Source organism: Streptococcus sp. C150, from assembly GCF_000187445.1.
In the GTDB taxonomy this organism is placed as follows: Bacteria; Bacillota; Bacilli; order Lactobacillales; family Streptococcaceae; genus Streptococcus; species Streptococcus raffinosi.
This window is the reverse complement of sequence record NZ_GL698449.1, coordinates 151,283-167,509: the sequence shown is the minus strand read 5'-3', so window position 1 is coordinate 167,509 and position 16,227 is coordinate 151,283. Positions and strand designations below refer to the sequence as shown.

The following is a 16,227-nucleotide window of genomic DNA, read 5'->3' as shown; positions in this document are numbered from 1 at the left end:
GGCGTAGCCAAACATTTCTGTAGAAAAATAGGAAGTCGACAAGGCACTCCAAAGAGTGCTAGGAGACTTATCTTTTTTCCTAAGAAATGAGTCCCGTGTTCAATTTAACAAGATACAAAGCCCGTCTAAAGCCTAAAGCAAAAATAGGAAATACGATGACGGAGCGCCAGCTCCTAAGAGTATTTATCTTTTTTGCACAAGGCTTAGGGCATGTTCAATTAACAAGATACAAAGGCGTTTCACCCTAACTGTCAGCCAACTTAGCTTGGATCAATAATGTTGACGCTATCTTTACCATCAACTTCAGAAACCAAAACTTCAATCTGTTCTGACTCACTTGTTGGGATATTCTTACCAACATAATCTGCACGGATTGGCAATTCACGGTGACCACGGTCAACCAAGACAGCCAAACCGACACGCGCCGGACGTCCATGACTAACGATATTATCAATCGCAGCACGAATCGTACGACCTGTATAGAGCACGTCATCTACAAGGATAACATCCGTACCATCAATTTCGATAGGAATAAGGGATGTGTCCTGTTCAGATTTAACATCATCACGGTAAGCCTTAGTATCAAGCTCAATCAATGGTACATCAAGGTTTTCCAACTGTTTCAAGCGCTCTTGAATACGCTGAGCAATATAAACACCACGTGTCTTAATACCAGCCAAGACAATCTTGTCGAGATTCTTGTTTCGCTCAATAATCTCATAAGTGATACGTGTAATGGCACGCTTCATGGTTACGTCATCGACGATTTCTTTTTTCTTCATAAAAGAACCTTTCTAAATACAAAAAAATCCCCTTGAAACAAGGAGATACACAAAAATATGGCACAGTTTACCTGTACACTTCTTATGGCTCCTTGCCTGCCTCTCTGGACAGTGATTAAAGGACTTATTCAATTAGGTAAATTATAGCAAAATTTAGACCCTTTTACAAGAAAAAAACGGATAGCCTCTCCCAAGAAAGACCATCCATTTGATGATTAGTTACCTTTTCTCAACTTCTCCAAAGTTTCCTTGAAAATAGCAGGTTCTTCTGCTGTAAATTCGACCAATTCTCCAGTCGTAGGATGCGTGAAACCAAGGGTCTTGGCATGTAGAAATTGTCCGTGACCCTTGAGGGTCTTACGAGGCCCATATAGAGGATCTCCCGCCACTGGATGACCGATATAAGCCATGTGCACACGGATTTGGTGGGTACGACCTGTTTCTAGCTGCAGCTCCACCAAAGTATAGTTGCCAAAACGTTCCAAAACAGTAAAGCGAGTTACCGCAGGCTTCCCTTTGGCCGTTACCGCTTGCTTCTTGCGGTCCTTGTCTGAACGCCCAATCGGAGCTTCAATCACGCCTCGGTCGTTAGGCAGATTGCCATGCACGATAGCCACATACTTGCGCAGAGACTTCTTGTCCTTAAGCTCAGCCGCCAAAGCATTGTGGGCCTTATCATTCTTAGCAACCATGAGAAGACCAGACGTGTCCTTGTCGATACGGTGGACAATTCCTGGACGAACCACACCATTGATAGACGAGAGGTCCTTGACATGATACATGAGGGCATTAACCAAGGTCCCAGATGTGTGACCAGCTGATGGATGGACCACCATGCCCTGAGGCTTGTTAACGACTGCCACATCCGCATCTTCGTAGATAATATCCAAAGGAATATCTTCAGCCTTGTACTCCAAGACCTCTTCTTCTGGCAATTCATAGGTGATGACGTCACCCTCTTTAACCGCATACTTAGCCTTTGCCGACTTACCATTAACCAAGACCGTTCCAGCCTTGATGGCTTCATTGGCCTGACTGCGTGACAATTCTGTCAAATCTGCCAAGGCCTTATCCAGACGATTACCCGCCTCTTTTATGATGACTTCCATTTTCCTCTTTCCATAAGATTAAAATCAAGAGCAGCACGCCCACCGTTAGATAGGAGTCTGCCACGTTAAATATTGCAAAATCAATAAAATCAAGCTGAACCATATCAACCACATACCCTAGATGCACACGGTCAATAAAGTTTCCAATACCACCAGAGATAATCAAAACCAAAGATAGGACCAACCAGATACTCTTTTGGTAATTCTTAACCAGATAAACCAGAGCCGCACCAATCACCAGAACAGTCAAAATCACAAAGAAAAATTTCTGATCCTGTAAAATCGAAAAGGCAGCACCACGGTTTTGCAGATAGGTCAAACTGAAAAGTCCCGGTATAGCCTTGATGACTTGGTTTAGGGCAATATTTGCCACAACCCAATGCTTGACCCACTGATCCAAACCAATCAGGGCCAGAATAGCCAAAGGAATCACAACCTTACGCATATGTCCTCCTATGGTTTATAAGTGTCAAAGTAGTCAAACATAACATTGACAAACTTAAGGGCACAAGACGACAAGCTAATGCCCTTACGACGGACATACACCATCTTGTTGTCCAAATTGTCCTCTAGTGGAATCACAGTAATACCGTTCACACTTTGCGCATCTAGGAAACCAGACCCCGTCGCATAAGCATCCGTACGCTCCAAGATACCGTTCAAGGTCGCACGGTCCGTCACGTTAAACATAAGAGACGAATCTGACGTATCCACAAAGTTCTCAGAATAGTAAAGGTACTCGTCCTTCTCCTGAGTGAAACGCACCGTAGGCAAGGCCGCCAAGTCATCCATAACCAGACTGTCTTTTTTAGCCAGCGGATGCCCCTTACGGAGATAAATGTGCGTCTTAAACGGAATCAAATCAATAGACTCAAGCCCAAGCTTGTCCATATTTTGCTGGATTCCCTTGCTATTTTGACGATTCAAATAGATAATCCCAATCTCACTATGCCCCTTAGCTACCTCATCCAAAATCTGAATGGTCGTAGACTCAAAGATACGAAAATCCTTGTAATCAGGATAACGCTCTGAAAAAGTCGTAATCAAAGGTGGCAAAAAGTCATAGTGCTGACTGGCAATCGAAAACTGGTTGCCCTTCTCAGAAGCATTGAGATAGCGGTTTTCAAAACTATCAAAACTGCGCACCACCTCAAGCGCACGCTCGTAAAAAGTCATGCCCTGACTGGTCAAGACAGCCCCCGTCGTTGTACGGGTGAAAATTTGAAAATTCAGCTCTTGCTCCAAATCCTTAATTGCTACCGAAAGGCTAGGTTGACTCACAAAGAGCTTGCTGGCAGCCTCACGGAAGGTACCGCTGTTGGCAATAGCTACCACATAACGTAGTTGTTGTATGTTCATGTGTGACACTTCTTTCTTGAAAAATCAATCATTTCTATTATACCAAATTTTATCTTCTTTTGTTGAGACTAAAAAAGCCCAGGCGACCCTGGGCTTGAGTGACTAAGAAAGTAGCCTTATTCATCTGATTTATCTGTTAAGAAGTACTCGTTTTCACGTTTATCGTAGTCAAACGTTAAGTGAACCGTCTTAAGTTTACCACTGCCTGGACTATAATCGTAGAAGCTAAGCGATACTTTTTGTGTGAGGTCTCCCTCATCAGTCTGAGTCAGCTCATGCGTACTAAAGCTGGCCTCAGAGTGGTTTGAGACAACATCTGAAAGACGTGTTCCCTTAAGCAAATCTGCTTGAGTACCCACCGTTAGCTTATCATAATCCTCTTTTGTCCAGTTGCTTTGATAGTCACTAACTTCCTTAACCTTATCATAGCCAAAGTCTGCAGAAGCATGCTCTAGAATGTAAGTACCATCTTTAGACTTAAAGGTCAAACGGACAAAGTTATCACTACCCCTTCCCTTTTTTGCATAAGTAAGGTCTAACGTCTGTGTTTCACCATCATCGCCCCACTCGGCATCCGTAGCCTTACCATGAGCATCTAGGACCTCATCCAAAGTCAAAGAATCAACCTTCAACTCCTTAAACTGGTCCTCTGTCCAGTCAAATTGATAATCTTTATCAATGTATTCATTTGCTCTGTAACGACTATCAGCCTCAAACTGATCGGCATGTTTAATGATATACTTGACCACTTGATAGCCTGTTCCACTAAGTGACGTCGTGAAGAAGATGATGGACATAACCAGAGCGATGATAGATAAGGCCTTGCGTGTTGACTTCACACTCAGCGCCATAGTCACAATCGCCAAAATGATAAGGAAGAAAGCAAAGAAGGTAAAGATGAAACCGATTGGAAGTGTCCAAGCCAAAACGGCAAATATAAGCCCCAAGACTAGGATAATAATCGGAAGAACGATGTTGACAAAAGTATTATTTTTGACTTCTTTAGATTTGTAATAAGGGTTTTCCAGAGGTATCTGACTTGCCTTTGGAGCCTCTATTTCTTGCTCTTTCTCCAGATTCAACTCAGGCATGTGATTAGGAGCTTCCTCCTCAAGTACCACTGGACCTTCAGCTGGTTGCGCTTCTGCTTCTGAGTCAGCAGACACCTCTTCAGCAGCTTCAGAGCTATCCACTTGCTGAGCCTCAACCTGCTCAGACACTTGGGCAGCTTCCGCCTCAGTAGCGATGACAAAATCCTCTTTCTTGGCCTCCATAAACTCCTCAGGACTTGGTTTACGACCATTTACGTCCTCAAAGTGACGCACCCATTCTTCTCTAGTTGCCATAGCTGACTCCTTTATCTCTTTTTCTTTATTTTATCATACTTTAATCTGGTCTTATGAAAATAAGGTCGGATATAAGAGAGAATTTTTTGAGACTGCCTGATGTGCTTAAGTGACAAGCCATCTCATGAAAATGAACGAAAGAAAACCACCTTGAGGGCGGTTACTTATTATCAATCGTCAAACACTCCGCCTGTAAGCTGGTACATGAGGTAAATGTGCTCCAAGGTTTTTACCTTATCCATATGTTCCACATCTTTCACACCTCCCAAGGCTAGTAAAGGAACAAAACCGAAACACTCATTGTAGGCCAATTGACCATGTTTAGCAACAGCTTGTCTATATAAATCAAGTTCAAATTTTTTTGTTATATATTCGTTATCTAAAAATTGAACGAATAAATCCATCCCCTTACAAATAATATCCAAATCCTGAATATTATATTGGACAATTCCCACATAGGCGTTCTCTTCCCAAGTAACAATATCTCCAAATGCTGTTACGAACATAGGGAAAGCGACATCTCCTCTGAAATAACTATCTTGGAGAAGCTCAAAATAGTCATCTGGATTGATAACTTTTAGATAACCATCTAAGAATGTTCCTAGACCATCCTCTTGCCAAATTTGAACCAATTCAGTAGGGACTTGGTCCTTGTATTTTCCAATAATTTCCTGTGGCATATCTGCCACTTTTAAAAAGTTGTCTAACATGTTTTCCTCCAATTTGGTTTTATCAGTGCTCCACTAAATCCCAGTATACCACAAAACCTATGGACCAGAATTTGTCAAACCACAAAAGACCACCTTTGAGGCGGTCTTTTATCCAAGCAAACTATTTGCCATTATGTTCTTGCTGAAAAGCTTCCATGGCTTTGAACTGTTCAAGTTCTTTTTCATTTCGAGGTTCAAAACCAAGAAACTTATATCTGAAAAAGTTTATACGATCAGTTGGCCCAAAATCACTCTCCAACCACGGAGCATAATCAAAATCAACTGATAGTTTATTATTTTCATCTAAGTGAATAATACAAATATACCAATCGGATAAATCATTATCTATAAAAACTCTTTTTAATCCTTCTGATTTATCAAACAATATATCACTTTGGTTAAATACTTCTTCCTGTGATAGACCAAAATCTCTAGAAATATATAAATTATAATGGTACTCACCTTTGTATTTAAAATAAAAGTATGCACTTCCACTACATGTCTTATCCATTTCTATTACAATATACAAATCATCCCAAACAACTGGAATCATATTATTTGCTTGATGCACTATTTCAATTATTTTCTCATTAATTTGTTTTTCCATTTTATCCTCCAATTTGGTTTTTTATTGTTTTTCTTACTAATGTTTCACCCTCAATTTCGTATGTAACTTTAAAACTATCTGGTCTCAATGACTTTCCTGAGTATATAGTTTCTATATTTACTGTTACTTTCTTTGGTGGTGTTTCTTTAAGTGCTTTAGCCCAATCTTTTTCCATATTGAACCATTCACCACCTGAGCGGTTGATGTCTCGATTCATGGCAACAAGGTTATCTAAGTCACCCGAACCATTGAACTGTGTCCCTATCAAGTGTCCACCAACTATTCAATTATACCATCTTGACATTACAAGAAAACCACCTCGAGGGTGGTTAAATTCTAATGCTACTACCTATTCTTGACTCTCTTTAACTTCTTCAAACCATTTTTCAAATTCTTTTCGAGGCAACAACTCTTCATCCTTATCGTAACGTCCTTCATAACTATACTTCGATTTCAAACTATTCGTTCAGCATCGTAGATGAGCCACATTTCTGTGGGATGTTCACGATTATATTCTTTACAAATTGCAAGCATGGCTTCTACATCTTTTATCCCCTCTTTTAACAAACTTGATTGTAGACCAGTATCAATATTTGATTCTTTTGGCAAATATTTGTTAACTTTATGTTTACGGACTACATGTCCATTAATTTTATAAAATACATCGAAACTGTACAAGCTATCAGCTATTGTATAGATAAATATGTTTTCAGCTTGAGCACGTACATATTCCGATGCAAGAGAAATCATACTTATTTGGACATCCATAAATTTATCTTCAAATTGCTTCATTTTTATTCTCCATTTATATTAGGTAATTTTTTAGAAAATTCTTCCCCATCAATCTTATAATTCACTTCAAAACCTGTTGGTCTTCTCGAAGCACCCTAACCCAGCATCCTCCTATACTCCTTCGACTTCTCTCCATACCAGTCCTTAGCTGAGTAGCCAAACTGCTCTCTATATTGTTCAGAATATTTAAAGAGGTAATAGCCTCGTAGTAGATCAATAGAAAAGACATAAGTCGCAAAGACAAATATTGCTGGCATAATAGGCAACAACACCGCATCGATGCTCCCTCTTAAATTACTCCCAGTGGAGCGGTCAAACAGCACAAGTCCGGCTGTAATCCCCGTTCCACCTAAAAAGACCAAGCCATCCGAAATCTTTTCAGTCACAAGTGCTACCATGGGGCTAAACTCTGTCTGATTTTGAACGGCTTCTTTCAGTTTACGGGGAACCGTTCGAATCAAATAATAAATGGAAAGAAGAAACATGGCACCCGATAATATACTGACAATATTTCGTCGTGTCATCATCATTATACCAGCACATACTGTAAAGATAGCGAGTAAGACTACCATGTAAAAGTAAGTACAAAATTTCAGCTTCATCGGACTTTTTCTGTACCTTATTGAAAAGAGCAGATAAACCAGATACATGATAAGATACAAGAAAATCATGGGCCACTGAATCCAAGAAAATGTAGGACTTTGTTCAACGGTCAAGCCCTTTATAAACAACGGTACAGCAATGGAGGAAAAGTAAATAAGGATTGAAGTGATAAATAAACCAATAAAACGTTTCCAGCTTCCTTTTTGATTGAGCTTTTCTACGGTCTCCTTAGTGACAAGAGACTGACTTTGCTCGAATGTATAATTTAAAAATCTCAATAGTTTTCTCCTTTTATCAAGAAAAAACAGGAAGGTCTCCCCTCCTGTTTCCTTAATCAGCTTAATTAATCGCCATCTGGACCTGATTTATAAGTAAGGTAGAATGTATCACCATCTTCTGTAGTGTCAAATGACAAGTAAACACTCTTAAGTTTACCATCTTCAGCTTTAAAGTCGTTATAAGAAACGCTCAATTCTTTCTTGAACTCACCTTCACGAACGGTTGAGATGGTGTACTCAGCGTTTGAAGCTTTAGGGTGATCCTTAAGGATATCTTCGAGTTTTGTTCCGTTTGATGGATTACTGTAATCTCCCTTATTAAGAGCATCAAACTGTTCTTTCGTCCAGTCAGATTTGTATGAGTCATCAGTTTGTACAGCATCTGTAGGGAAGTTTCCTGAAGCGTGTGACAAGATAAAGGTACCATCATACTGTTTCTTAAAGGTTAGGTAAACATGTTCACTATAGTCTTTGCCAGAATAAGTCATGCTCAAGTCATCACCTGACATTTGAGCATCTGATGCTTTACCATAAGTCTTCATAATTGACTTAGCAGAGTCTTTTCCAGCTTTCAATTTCTTGAACTTAGATTCATTCCAGTCAAATTTAGCATTTTTGTCAATGTAATCGTTGACGTCAGTGCTATCACCTTTTGAGTCAGATTTTGAATCAGATTTTGAATTAGATTTTGAATTAGATTTTGAATCAGATTTTGAATCGCTGTCATCATCTTCATCATCTTTGTCAGCAACTTTTGATGTTTTGCTTGAGCCTGCATTGTCATTTGAGTTTTGAGAAATTTGGAAAATCAAACCACCAATAGAGACAAGGAGCACGACTCCAGCTACTGCCGTTGCAATGATAGAGAGCAATTTCTTGCTTGATTTAAGGCTAAAGATAAGTGAAACCATTGCCAAAGCGAGTGCAAGGACTGTCAAGATGATGAAGAGCCAAGCAGGACTAACAAACCATGACAAGATGGCAAAGATTACTGAAAGGGCAATCGCAACAATCGGCAAGATAAGGTTGAAGACAGGTTTATCTGCTGAGCTAGGTGCTGGATTAGGAACTGCTCCAAATCCTTGAGTTGTCGGAATAGAAGCCTTTTCAAACATGCTTGAATCAAATTGTGGTGTTGGTTGTTGAGCAGGCGCTTCTGGGAAGGCTGCTGTTCCAAATGGTGATTCATTGCTTGCTTGTTCAGCGACAGCATCTTCAGCTGTCTCAGCAACATCAGCGATATCGTCTTCTTGAGCGACTTTCTCGGTATCTGCAACGACTTGACCTACAGGTGTTTCTTCAGTAGCAGGCTCCTTAGCTGGGGCATCTACAGATGCCGCTTGAGCAATCAAAGCGCTAGTATCAAAATCAGCTGCTTTAGCGTCCAAAAATTCTTGGGGGCTAGGTTTACGCCCATGAACCGACTCAAAGAGTTCAGCCCATTCTGCTTTAGTTGACATAAAAATCTCCTTTTTTCAAGAAATGCAAACAAATGGACCCCTCAGCTTAGTGACGTTTTCCATAAGTAAAACATAGACACACAGCTTGCTTATCCGTGAGCATCCTACGTCTTTCAAAAGTTATGCCTCGCTCGCTGTTTGAGTGAAACAACCTTTCCCTATATCTAGTCCCTGTTCATTTTCTTGTTGATGTTTCTATTTTACCATAATTACAAACCTCTGTTAACCGTTTCCCAAAAGGTTTTTTTCTGCTACAATAATAGGTATAATGCATCAAAGGAGTTATATATGAAAAACATTAAAAAGTACATTCTCTTAGTCCTTGTACTTGTTATTGCTTGCTTAGGATTTGTCTACCGTGAAAATATTGCACGTGCCATTCGTGGAGATGCCTACGTTGACAACAAGATATACACGAAACAATTAGAAAAAGCTCAAAAATCTGATAAAAACGCCTTTCCTCAATTGTCAGACAAGGTTGGAAAGGACGAGGCTGAAGTTATCCTCCAGACATCGAAGGGCGATATAACTGTTAAGCTTTTCCCTACTCTGGCTCCTAAGGCTTCTGAAAACTTCTTGAAGCATGCCAAGGATAAATACTACGACGGTCTTACCTTCCACCGTGTCATCCAAGACTTTATGATTCAAAGTGGTGATCCTAAAGGTGACGGTACTGGTGGCGAATCTATCTGGAAGAAAGGCTTCGCTCTTGAGCCAACACCATTCCTCTACAACATTCGAGGAGCGCTTGCCATGGCAAATACTGGTGCTAAGGATTCAAATGGTAGCCAATTCTTCATCGTTCAAAACAAGGATGACCAAAGTAAACAACTTTCAAGTGCTGGTTATCCAAAACCTATTATTGACGCCTACAAAAAAGGTGGATACCCAGCCGGTGATACCAAATATACCGTCTTTGGACAAGTCATCAAAGGGATGGATGTCGTTGATACCATTGCCAATCTTGAAGTCGATCAAAACAACAAGCCAAAAGAAACGGTAACGGTTAACGCCATCAAAATTGTGAAAGACTACAAATTCTAGTAAAATAACTTCGGGAAATTTATTCTCGAAGTTTTTTGATGACTTGAAATTTTTTTATTTTTGGAGGTTAATTCTTGACCTCGTTAAGGACTCGTGATAAACTATTGTTAGTTTATAAACTAACAGAAAGAGAGTTACACGATGAAAACAAGAGCAATTATTGAATTTAAAGACACTTACGCCAGCATGGAATGCCATAATCTTGGTTATCAAACCAAGGAAACGGCCCTGGCTATCATGTTACCTACTGGACATATTCTATCAAGTACACCGCTTTTCAGAAAGGCTTATGGTTCAAAAATGACTCACATCGACCAGCTGCCTTTCCATATAGATAACCTCACTATTAAAGCGAGAGGTCTTAGCCAAAAGGCTAAAGCTAATTTGGAAGATTGGATTGCCCATACGATTATTCTTCCCATGGACTACGATAGATATTTTGCTCAACACCAAGAACTGCTACACCTCTTGGCTGAATCCCCTGTCGTTGAATCAGTTCAGGCTCTTACCTACAAAACGGTTAAGATTCAATTTTCAGAGTCGCTCAACGATGAACACATTCGTCAGCTTCAGGGATTTATTCTCAGAAAGGCTGGAATTTACAGCTACATTGGCACATCGACAGTCTCTGATCGTAACGCCCACCAGGCGCTTGAATGGGCCAAACTCGATGTTAATGGCCGTTCGCATAACGATCACAGACCTGCTATTTTCCATCGCAACAAAGGGCTATGGGGTGGCTTCTTTCATCAAGAAAGCCTCGCTTAAATAAGCTTTTGGACACAGGACAAGTACCCTGTGTTTTTTTGTGACACAAGAAAACTCACCACAAGGGTGAGTTAAACATGTTTTAGTTGTTGTGTTTCCAGTTACTATAAATACCGAAGATAATAATCCAGATTGTCGCTCCAATCGCACCGATATAAGTAGATTTTTGTAAGAAGAGACAAACAAATACAAACAAGAAGAAAGCAATTGTCACTGGGTTTAAAATCTTATAGGCTGGCATAAGGAAGCCATCTGGTAAGAACTCTTTAGATTGACGGTATCTCCAGTGAGCAAGCATAATCAAAACATAGATAGCAATGTAAACCCCTGATGATGATGCTGTAATCAAAGAGAAGGCATCTGATACACCAGGTAAGATGTTGATGAAGGCTGAGATACATACCACAACTGCTGAAGCAATGATGGCACGAGCAGGAATCCCTGTACGTGACAAGGTATCCAATTTCAACGTCTTCATCACTTTACTATTTGGTGTTTCCTTAGCAATTTGGAAAAGGTGACGACCTGTTGAGTAAAGCGTTGAGTTCAAAGATGAAGCTGCTGCTGTCAAGACAACGAAGTTAATGAAGGCTGCCGCCCACTTGATACCAACCATCTGGAAGACTGTTACAAATGGTGATTCATTAACTGGAAGTTGTTGCCATGGGAAGATAGCCATGATAGCAATGAGGGCACCCACATAGAAGATGACGATACGTACAGGGATTTCCTTAATGGCTTTAGGCAAGACCTTACGTGGATTTGCGGTTTCAGATGTTGTGACGCCGACAAACTCAATGGCTTGATAAGCAAAGAAGACCATTTGGAAAGTCATTACAAAGCTTACCCATCCTTTAGGGAACATTTGGAAGCCTTGTGTAATGTTGGCCAGACTAGCATGTCCAGCCGGTGTTTTAAAGTCAGTCGCTACCATAAAGATACCAGTAGCAATCAGAGCCAAGATAGTGATGATTTTAATCATCCCAAACCAGAACTCTACTTCTCCGAAGATTTTCACCGCAATCAAGTTAACGGAACTTAAGATCAGTAGGAAGACTAGCTGAATCTCCCAAGCTGGCCAGTGCGGAAACCAATATTGCACATAGGTCGCTACGGCAGTGATTTCTGCCATCCCAAGGAATACCAAGGATACCCAGTAGGACCAACCTGAGAAGAATCCCCAACCCTTACCAAGATATTTGGTAATAAAGTTGATAAAAGTATGTTGGTTAGGGTCCATATAAAGCATCTCACCGATAGCACGCATCATGAAATACATGAAGACGCCTGTCAGCAAATAAACAAAAATAATCGACGGTCCTGTTAAGGAAATGGAACGCCCTGCTCCCAGAAAGAGACCTGTACCAATCGTACCAGCAATGGCAATTAGCTGGACGTGACGGTTTTGAAGACCACGTACCATCCCATTTTCAGTCTGACTGTCGTCTTCTTTGTGATGTTGCTTTTGCGACATGTTTTTTCACTCCAATTCTATTTAACACGATTCATTATCTCGTGTTATTTTCACATAACCTACATTTTACCATTTTTCTAGTAAATGGTCAATTTTTTATTCGGAATATTCAGAATCTTTCGAAGTAGAACAAGAGCTCAGACATCTCCAAGCTCCTATTCTTTTGGTTTTTATGATTTGGGATCATCAAGGCTACGTCCGTGCAAACCTTTTTCACGTTGTACCTGGCGAAGCTTTTCAGGTGTAATATCGTTTCCTTCTTCGTCAACAATTTTGATCCCTTCGATGTGGTGACGAACGGAGCGACGATAACCTTCGATATATTCTTCACGAAGTTTGGCTTGTTCCACTTCTTCTTCTGGAGTCAAACCTTCCGCTTTTTTCTTTCTAGCAAGCTCATTGATACGAGCAATTTTTTCTGGTGTCATGTTAAGTCCTTTCTAGTTATCCCAAGAAAACTTAGGACAAACTCACCTTATTTTGTATTTAATTGGTTAAAGGCAGCGACTTTATTGGCTTTTGCTACTAGACTAGCAAGAATAGCCAAACGGTTATTCTTCAAAGCTTCATCTTCTGCCATGACCATGGTATTGTCAAAGAAGGCATCGATAACTGGGCTAAGAGCAAAGAGTTGAGCCAATTTATCACTAGCTGAACCTGTCAATTCGAGACTTTCTGCTGCTTGAGCGAGAGCTTTTTCTTGATCATTTTCAAAAAGACCGGCATTGACTACTACTGAAGCATCTGCTTTTTCTGCCAAGTTGAAGGCACGAGAGAGGGACTCAACAGCTGCCTTGTAACCATCAGTCTTAGCAGCTTCTGATAGGGCATTTGCTGCTTCAAGCATATCCGCAACCACGAAGTTTGAACCAGCAAGCACAGCTTCTTTGATATCTTTAGAAGTACGTCCCATCATCTTGTCCACGCGAGCCTTGATGAAGTTAAGCACTTCTGCTTGATTGTCATATGAAAGGCTATCAAATGAAAGTCCATAAAGGCTGTCGATCAACTCATCCATAGGAATGTGCCAGCCAAAGGCATCCAAGATACGAACAATTCCTTGTGTTGCACGACGAAGCGCATAAGGGTCGTTTGAACCTGATGGAATCAAGCCAACAGAGAAGAAGGAAAGAAGGGTATCCAATTTATCCGCAAGGGCAAGGATAGCACCAACCTTAGTCTCTGGAAGAGCTCCATCTGCTGCATCAGGAAGGTAGTGCTCACGGATAGCTGTCGCTACGGCTGCATCTTCACCAGCGAGAAGGGCATATTTTTCACCCATAATTCCTTGTAATTCATCAAACTCTCCGACCATACCCGTTAAGAGGTCAAATTTGTAGATTTCCGCTGCACGCGCTACGGCTGCCGTTTCTTCAGCAGTCAAACCAGCTTGTTTAGCCAATGATGCCGCAATGACACCGGCACGAGCCATGTGTTCTGAAAGAGAACCAATTTTTTCATGGAAGGTTACGTTGGCCAATTTAGCAACCAGGTCTTCAATCTTAAGTTTTTGGTCTTCACGCCAGAAGAATTCACCGTCTTCAAGACGAGCCACCAAGACTTTTTCATTTCCTCGAATGACATTTTCCAAGTGCTCAGCGTTACCATTACGGACTGAGATGAAGTTTGGTTTCAACTTACCATCAAGGTCACGTACAACAAAGTAACGTTGGTGGGTTTCCATTGAGGTCACCAAAACTTCTTCTGGAACGTCCAAATATTTAGTGTCAAAACTTCCCATAAAGGCAGTTGGGTATTCGACCAAGTTCAAGACTTCATTCAAAAGACCTTCTTCGATTTGCACTTGCACGCCTTGTTCTGCTTCGATAGCTTTGATTTGCTCACGAATCATGTTTTCACGTTCTTTGCTGTCGGCAATGACGTAAACGGTACGAAGGTCTTCTTCGTACGAATCCGCATTGGTAATTTCCACTTCATGTCCAAGGAAACGGTGTCCGCGACTCACACGACCTGAATGGATATCCAAAAAGTCGAGATCAAGCGCTTCGTCGCCCAAAAGGACAACCAAAGTGTGGACAGGGCGAATGTATTCAAAGGTGTTGTTAGCCCAGTGCATGCTAACAGGGAAAGTCAATGAAGCAAGCACTTCTGGAACGCCAGCCAAGACTTCTTTGGCAGGTTTTCCAGCTTCATGTTTCGTCACGTAGACGTATTCTTCACCCTTAACTTCACGGAATTCGATGTCGTCAACGGTCAAGCCTTTTCCACGGACAAAGCCTTGCGCCGCTTTTGAGAAGTTTCCATCAGCATCCAAGGCGATTTTCTTAGAAGGTCCTTTAAAATCTTCTGTCAAATCAGATTGTTGATCAGCCAAGCCAATGACACGGACAGCCAAACGGCGAGGTGTTGAGAAGGTTTGAATACTTTCGTATGAAAGACGGTTGTCATCCAAGAAGGCTGCCATTTTTTCACCGAGTTGTTTTTCACTTGGTGTGACAACGTAGGCTGGCAACTCTTCAAGTCCTAATTCTACTAATAAATTTTTTGTCATGTTTCTTCCTTTGCATCTTCTTTTTGATAGGCACCTTAAGTACTGGGGACGTCGCTAACTAACTTTGTGAGTCTGTAGGGAAATCTTTTATCTCCTTGATATAGATTTCCAACAGTCTCATCAAAGTGAATTTAGCCAACTGATTTTTGAACCTAAGGTTTCAAAAATCCCCATATACCAGTACGGCGGTGCCTATCCCTTTAGCAAATCTTCGACTTGCCTCTGGGTAGCCATATGGGCTCACTAGGTTCGCCCTTTTTTATTTCTAATACTCTTTTTATTCTTCCTCTTCTGCTAGGAGTTTGGCGCGTGTGGCTTCGTCAAGAAGTGGGTAACCGAGTTTCTTACGTTCTGCGACGAAGGTCTTGGCTACGACACGGGCCAAGTTACGGATACGGGCAATGTAACCGGCACGTTCTGTAACAGATACTGCTCCACGAGCATCTAGCAAGTTGAAGGTATGTGAACATTTCAAAACGTAGTCATAGGCAGGGTGAACCAGACCCAATTCCAAAGCACGTCCTGCTTCTTTTTCAAATTTCTCGAAGTTTTCAAGAAGCATATCTTGGTCAGAAACTTCAAAGCTGTATTTTGAGTGTTCGTATTCTGGTTGAAGGAAGATTTCTCCGTATTTAACGCCTGGAGCCCACTCAATATCATAAACTGAATCTACTTCTTGGATGTAAGAAGCCAAACGTTCCAAACCGTAAGTGACCTCAGAAGTTACCGGACCAGTTGCCAATCCACCGACTTGTTGGAAGTAGGTGAACTGAGTGATTTCCATACCGTCAAGCCAAACTTCCCAACCAAGACCGGCCGAACCAGTTGATGGGTTTTCCCAGTTATCTTCAACGAAACGGATATCGTGTTCCAAAGGATTGATACCCAACTTTTCCAAAGACTCAAGGTAAAGCTCTTGGATGTTTGATGGAGATGGCTTCATAACTACTTGGAATTGGTGGTGTTGGTAGAGACGATTTGGGTTTTCCCCATAACGACCATCAGCTGGACGACGAGATGGCTCTACATAAGCTGCATTCCATGGCTCAGGACCAATGGCACGAAGGAAAGTATAGGGACTCATGGTTCCTGCACCTTTTTCGTTATCATAAGCCTGCATCAGCATACAACCCTGATCATTCCAGTATTGTTGCAAAGTCAAGATAATCTCTTGGAAAGTCAATTTTTTAGACATGTTTTACTCCATTTTCTATAATTTCTTGCGACACGAGTCTGCCTCGTCGATCGTACGAGGCAAGACGAGTTAGTACTGCGTCTAGCTCAGGCACCCTAGCGCTGAGCGTGGGGCAGTCCGACTGTAAGGAGGTCTCTGCCACTGACGCAGTGGAAGGTTAGTTTTTTAGACATTGAATACTCCTTAAT

General features: G+C 41.2%; 16 protein-coding genes and 1 pseudogene. 2 read left to right on the top strand and 15 right to left on the bottom strand.

The features are described from left to right. Positions 1-260: 260 nt before the first annotated feature. From pyrR to HMPREF0848_RS10785, 11 genes and pseudogenes are all read right to left on the bottom strand, one after another. Entirely contained in the window at positions 261-782 is a 522-nt protein-coding gene (gene pyrR / locus HMPREF0848_RS00795) for a bifunctional pyr operon transcriptional regulator/uracil phosphoribosyltransferase PyrR (protein ID WP_008533999.1), read from the bottom strand. A 215-nt stretch (positions 783-997) separates the two neighbouring features. Beyond that, positions 998-1,891 carry an RluA family pseudouridine synthase gene (locus HMPREF0848_RS00790; RefSeq protein ID WP_008533998.1) on the bottom strand — a complete coding sequence of 298 codons (894 nt, stop codon included), beginning with the start codon at positions 1,889-1,891 and terminating at the stop codon, positions 998-1,000. Continuing rightward, the gene (gene lspA, locus HMPREF0848_RS00785) at positions 1,863-2,336 is read right to left on the bottom strand and encodes a signal peptidase II (RefSeq protein WP_008533997.1); all 474 of its coding nucleotides are present in this window, start codon (positions 2,334-2,336) and stop codon (positions 1,863-1,865) included. The genes HMPREF0848_RS00790 and lspA overlap by 29 nt, the downstream gene beginning before the upstream one ends. 8 nt (positions 2,337-2,344) lie before the next feature. Next, complete coding sequence (locus HMPREF0848_RS00780; protein WP_037608720.1) at positions 2,345-3,250, bottom strand: LysR family transcriptional regulator; 906 nt, start codon at positions 3,248-3,250, stop codon at positions 2,345-2,347. Positions 3,251-3,366: 116 nt separating this feature from the next. Continuing rightward, positions 3,367-4,596, bottom strand: a complete 1,230-nt coding sequence (locus HMPREF0848_RS00775) for a hypothetical protein (RefSeq protein WP_037608718.1) — start codon at positions 4,594-4,596, stop codon at positions 3,367-3,369. Between the two features lie 170 nt (positions 4,597-4,766). Next, entirely contained in the window at positions 4,767-5,306 is a 540-nt protein-coding gene (locus HMPREF0848_RS00770) for a T6SS immunity protein Tdi1 domain-containing protein (protein ID WP_008533994.1), read from the bottom strand. Between the two features lie 121 nt (positions 5,307-5,427). Beyond that, the gene (locus HMPREF0848_RS00765; RefSeq protein WP_008533993.1) at positions 5,428-5,913 is read right to left on the bottom strand and encodes an immunity protein YezG family protein; all 486 of its coding nucleotides are present in this window, start codon (positions 5,911-5,913) and stop codon (positions 5,428-5,430) included. 1 nt (position 5,914) lies between these two features. Next, the gene (locus HMPREF0848_RS00760) at positions 5,915-6,181 is read right to left on the bottom strand and encodes a DNA/RNA non-specific endonuclease (RefSeq protein ID WP_008533991.1); all 267 of its coding nucleotides are present in this window, start codon (positions 6,179-6,181) and stop codon (positions 5,915-5,917) included. Between the two features lie 81 nt (positions 6,182-6,262). Beyond that, positions 6,263-6,705, bottom strand: a pseudogene (locus HMPREF0848_RS00755) (hypothetical protein). A 95-nt stretch (positions 6,706-6,800) separates the two neighbouring features. After that, positions 6,801-7,586, bottom strand: a complete 786-nt coding sequence (locus HMPREF0848_RS00750) for a hypothetical protein (RefSeq protein WP_008533988.1) — start codon at positions 7,584-7,586, stop codon at positions 6,801-6,803. Between the two features lie 65 nt (positions 7,587-7,651). Then, positions 7,652-9,046, bottom strand: coding sequence for a hypothetical protein (locus tag HMPREF0848_RS10785; RefSeq protein WP_232203272.1), 1,395 nt, complete (start codon positions 9,044-9,046; stop codon positions 7,652-7,654). A gap of 288 nt (positions 9,047-9,334) precedes the next feature. Between HMPREF0848_RS10785 and HMPREF0848_RS00740 the strand changes: the two genes are divergently transcribed. Beyond that, complete coding sequence (locus HMPREF0848_RS00740) at positions 9,335-10,090, top strand: peptidylprolyl isomerase (RefSeq protein WP_008533987.1); 756 nt, start codon at positions 9,335-9,337, stop codon at positions 10,088-10,090. 141 nt (positions 10,091-10,231) lie between these two features. After that, positions 10,232-10,858 (top strand): hypothetical protein, encoded by a 627-nt coding sequence (locus tag HMPREF0848_RS00735; RefSeq protein WP_008533986.1) that lies wholly within the window; start codon positions 10,232-10,234, stop codon positions 10,856-10,858. Between the two features lie 82 nt (positions 10,859-10,940). Here HMPREF0848_RS00735 and HMPREF0848_RS00730 read toward each other — a convergent pair whose 3' ends face one another. The 4 genes from HMPREF0848_RS00730 to glyQ all read right to left on the bottom strand — a co-directional run bounded on the left by HMPREF0848_RS00730 (position 10,941) and on the right by glyQ (position 16,039). Then, positions 10,941-12,332, bottom strand: coding sequence for an amino acid permease (locus HMPREF0848_RS00730; RefSeq protein ID WP_002888743.1), 1,392 nt, complete (start codon positions 12,330-12,332; stop codon positions 10,941-10,943). A gap of 170 nt (positions 12,333-12,502) precedes the next feature. Next, complete coding sequence (locus HMPREF0848_RS00725; RefSeq protein ID WP_002887595.1) at positions 12,503-12,760, bottom strand: DUF896 family protein; 258 nt, start codon at positions 12,758-12,760, stop codon at positions 12,503-12,505. Positions 12,761-12,807: 47 nt separating this feature from the next. Continuing rightward, positions 12,808-14,844 carry a glycine--tRNA ligase subunit beta gene (gene glyS, locus HMPREF0848_RS00720; protein ID WP_008533984.1) on the bottom strand — a complete coding sequence of 679 codons (2,037 nt, stop codon included), beginning with the start codon at positions 14,842-14,844 and terminating at the stop codon, positions 12,808-12,810. Between the two features lie 277 nt (positions 14,845-15,121). After that, complete coding sequence (gene glyQ, locus HMPREF0848_RS00715; protein ID WP_002886077.1) at positions 15,122-16,039, bottom strand: glycine--tRNA ligase subunit alpha; 918 nt, start codon at positions 16,037-16,039, stop codon at positions 15,122-15,124. Between the last annotated feature and the right edge of the window lie 188 nt (positions 16,040-16,227).

Bases quoted from the DNA above. Each gene is read 5' to 3' on its own strand.
- glyQ (WP_002886077.1), bottom strand. From the start codon at position 16,039: ATGTCTAAAAAATTGACTTTCCAAGAGATTATCTTGACTTTGCAACAA.
- glyS (WP_008533984.1), bottom strand. From the start codon at position 14,844: ATGACAAAAAATTTATTAGTAGAATTAGGACTTGAAGAGTTGCCAGCC.
- HMPREF0848_RS00735 (WP_008533986.1), top strand. From the start codon at position 10,232: ATGAAAACAAGAGCAATTATTGAATTTAAAGACACTTACGCCAGCATG.
- HMPREF0848_RS00740 (WP_008533987.1), top strand. From the start codon at position 9,335: ATGAAAAACATTAAAAAGTACATTCTCTTAGTCCTTGTACTTGTTATT.
- pyrR (WP_008533999.1), bottom strand. From the start codon at position 782: ATGAAGAAAAAAGAAATCGTCGATGACGTAACCATGAAGCGTGCCATT.
- HMPREF0848_RS10785 (WP_232203272.1), bottom strand. From the start codon at position 9,046: ATGTCAACTAAAGCAGAATGGGCTGAACTCTTTGAGTCGGTTCATGGG.
- HMPREF0848_RS00725 (WP_002887595.1), bottom strand. From the start codon at position 12,760: ATGACACCAGAAAAAATTGCTCGTATCAATGAGCTTGCTAGAAAGAAA.
- HMPREF0848_RS00790 (WP_008533998.1), bottom strand. From the start codon at position 1,891: ATGGAAGTCATCATAAAAGAGGCGGGTAATCGTCTGGATAAGGCCTTG.
- HMPREF0848_RS00780 (WP_037608720.1), bottom strand. From the start codon at position 3,250: ATGAACATACAACAACTACGTTATGTGGTAGCTATTGCCAACAGCGGT.
- lspA (WP_008533997.1), bottom strand. From the start codon at position 2,336: ATGCGTAAGGTTGTGATTCCTTTGGCTATTCTGGCCCTGATTGGTTTG.
- HMPREF0848_RS00775 (WP_037608718.1), bottom strand. From the start codon at position 4,596: ATGGCAACTAGAGAAGAATGGGTGCGTCACTTTGAGGACGTAAATGGT.
- HMPREF0848_RS00730 (WP_002888743.1), bottom strand. From the start codon at position 12,332: ATGTCGCAAAAGCAACATCACAAAGAAGACGACAGTCAGACTGAAAAT.
- HMPREF0848_RS00770 (WP_008533994.1), bottom strand. From the start codon at position 5,306: ATGTTAGACAACTTTTTAAAAGTGGCAGATATGCCACAGGAAATTATT.
- HMPREF0848_RS00765 (WP_008533993.1), bottom strand. From the start codon at position 5,913: ATGGAAAAACAAATTAATGAGAAAATAATTGAAATAGTGCATCAAGCA.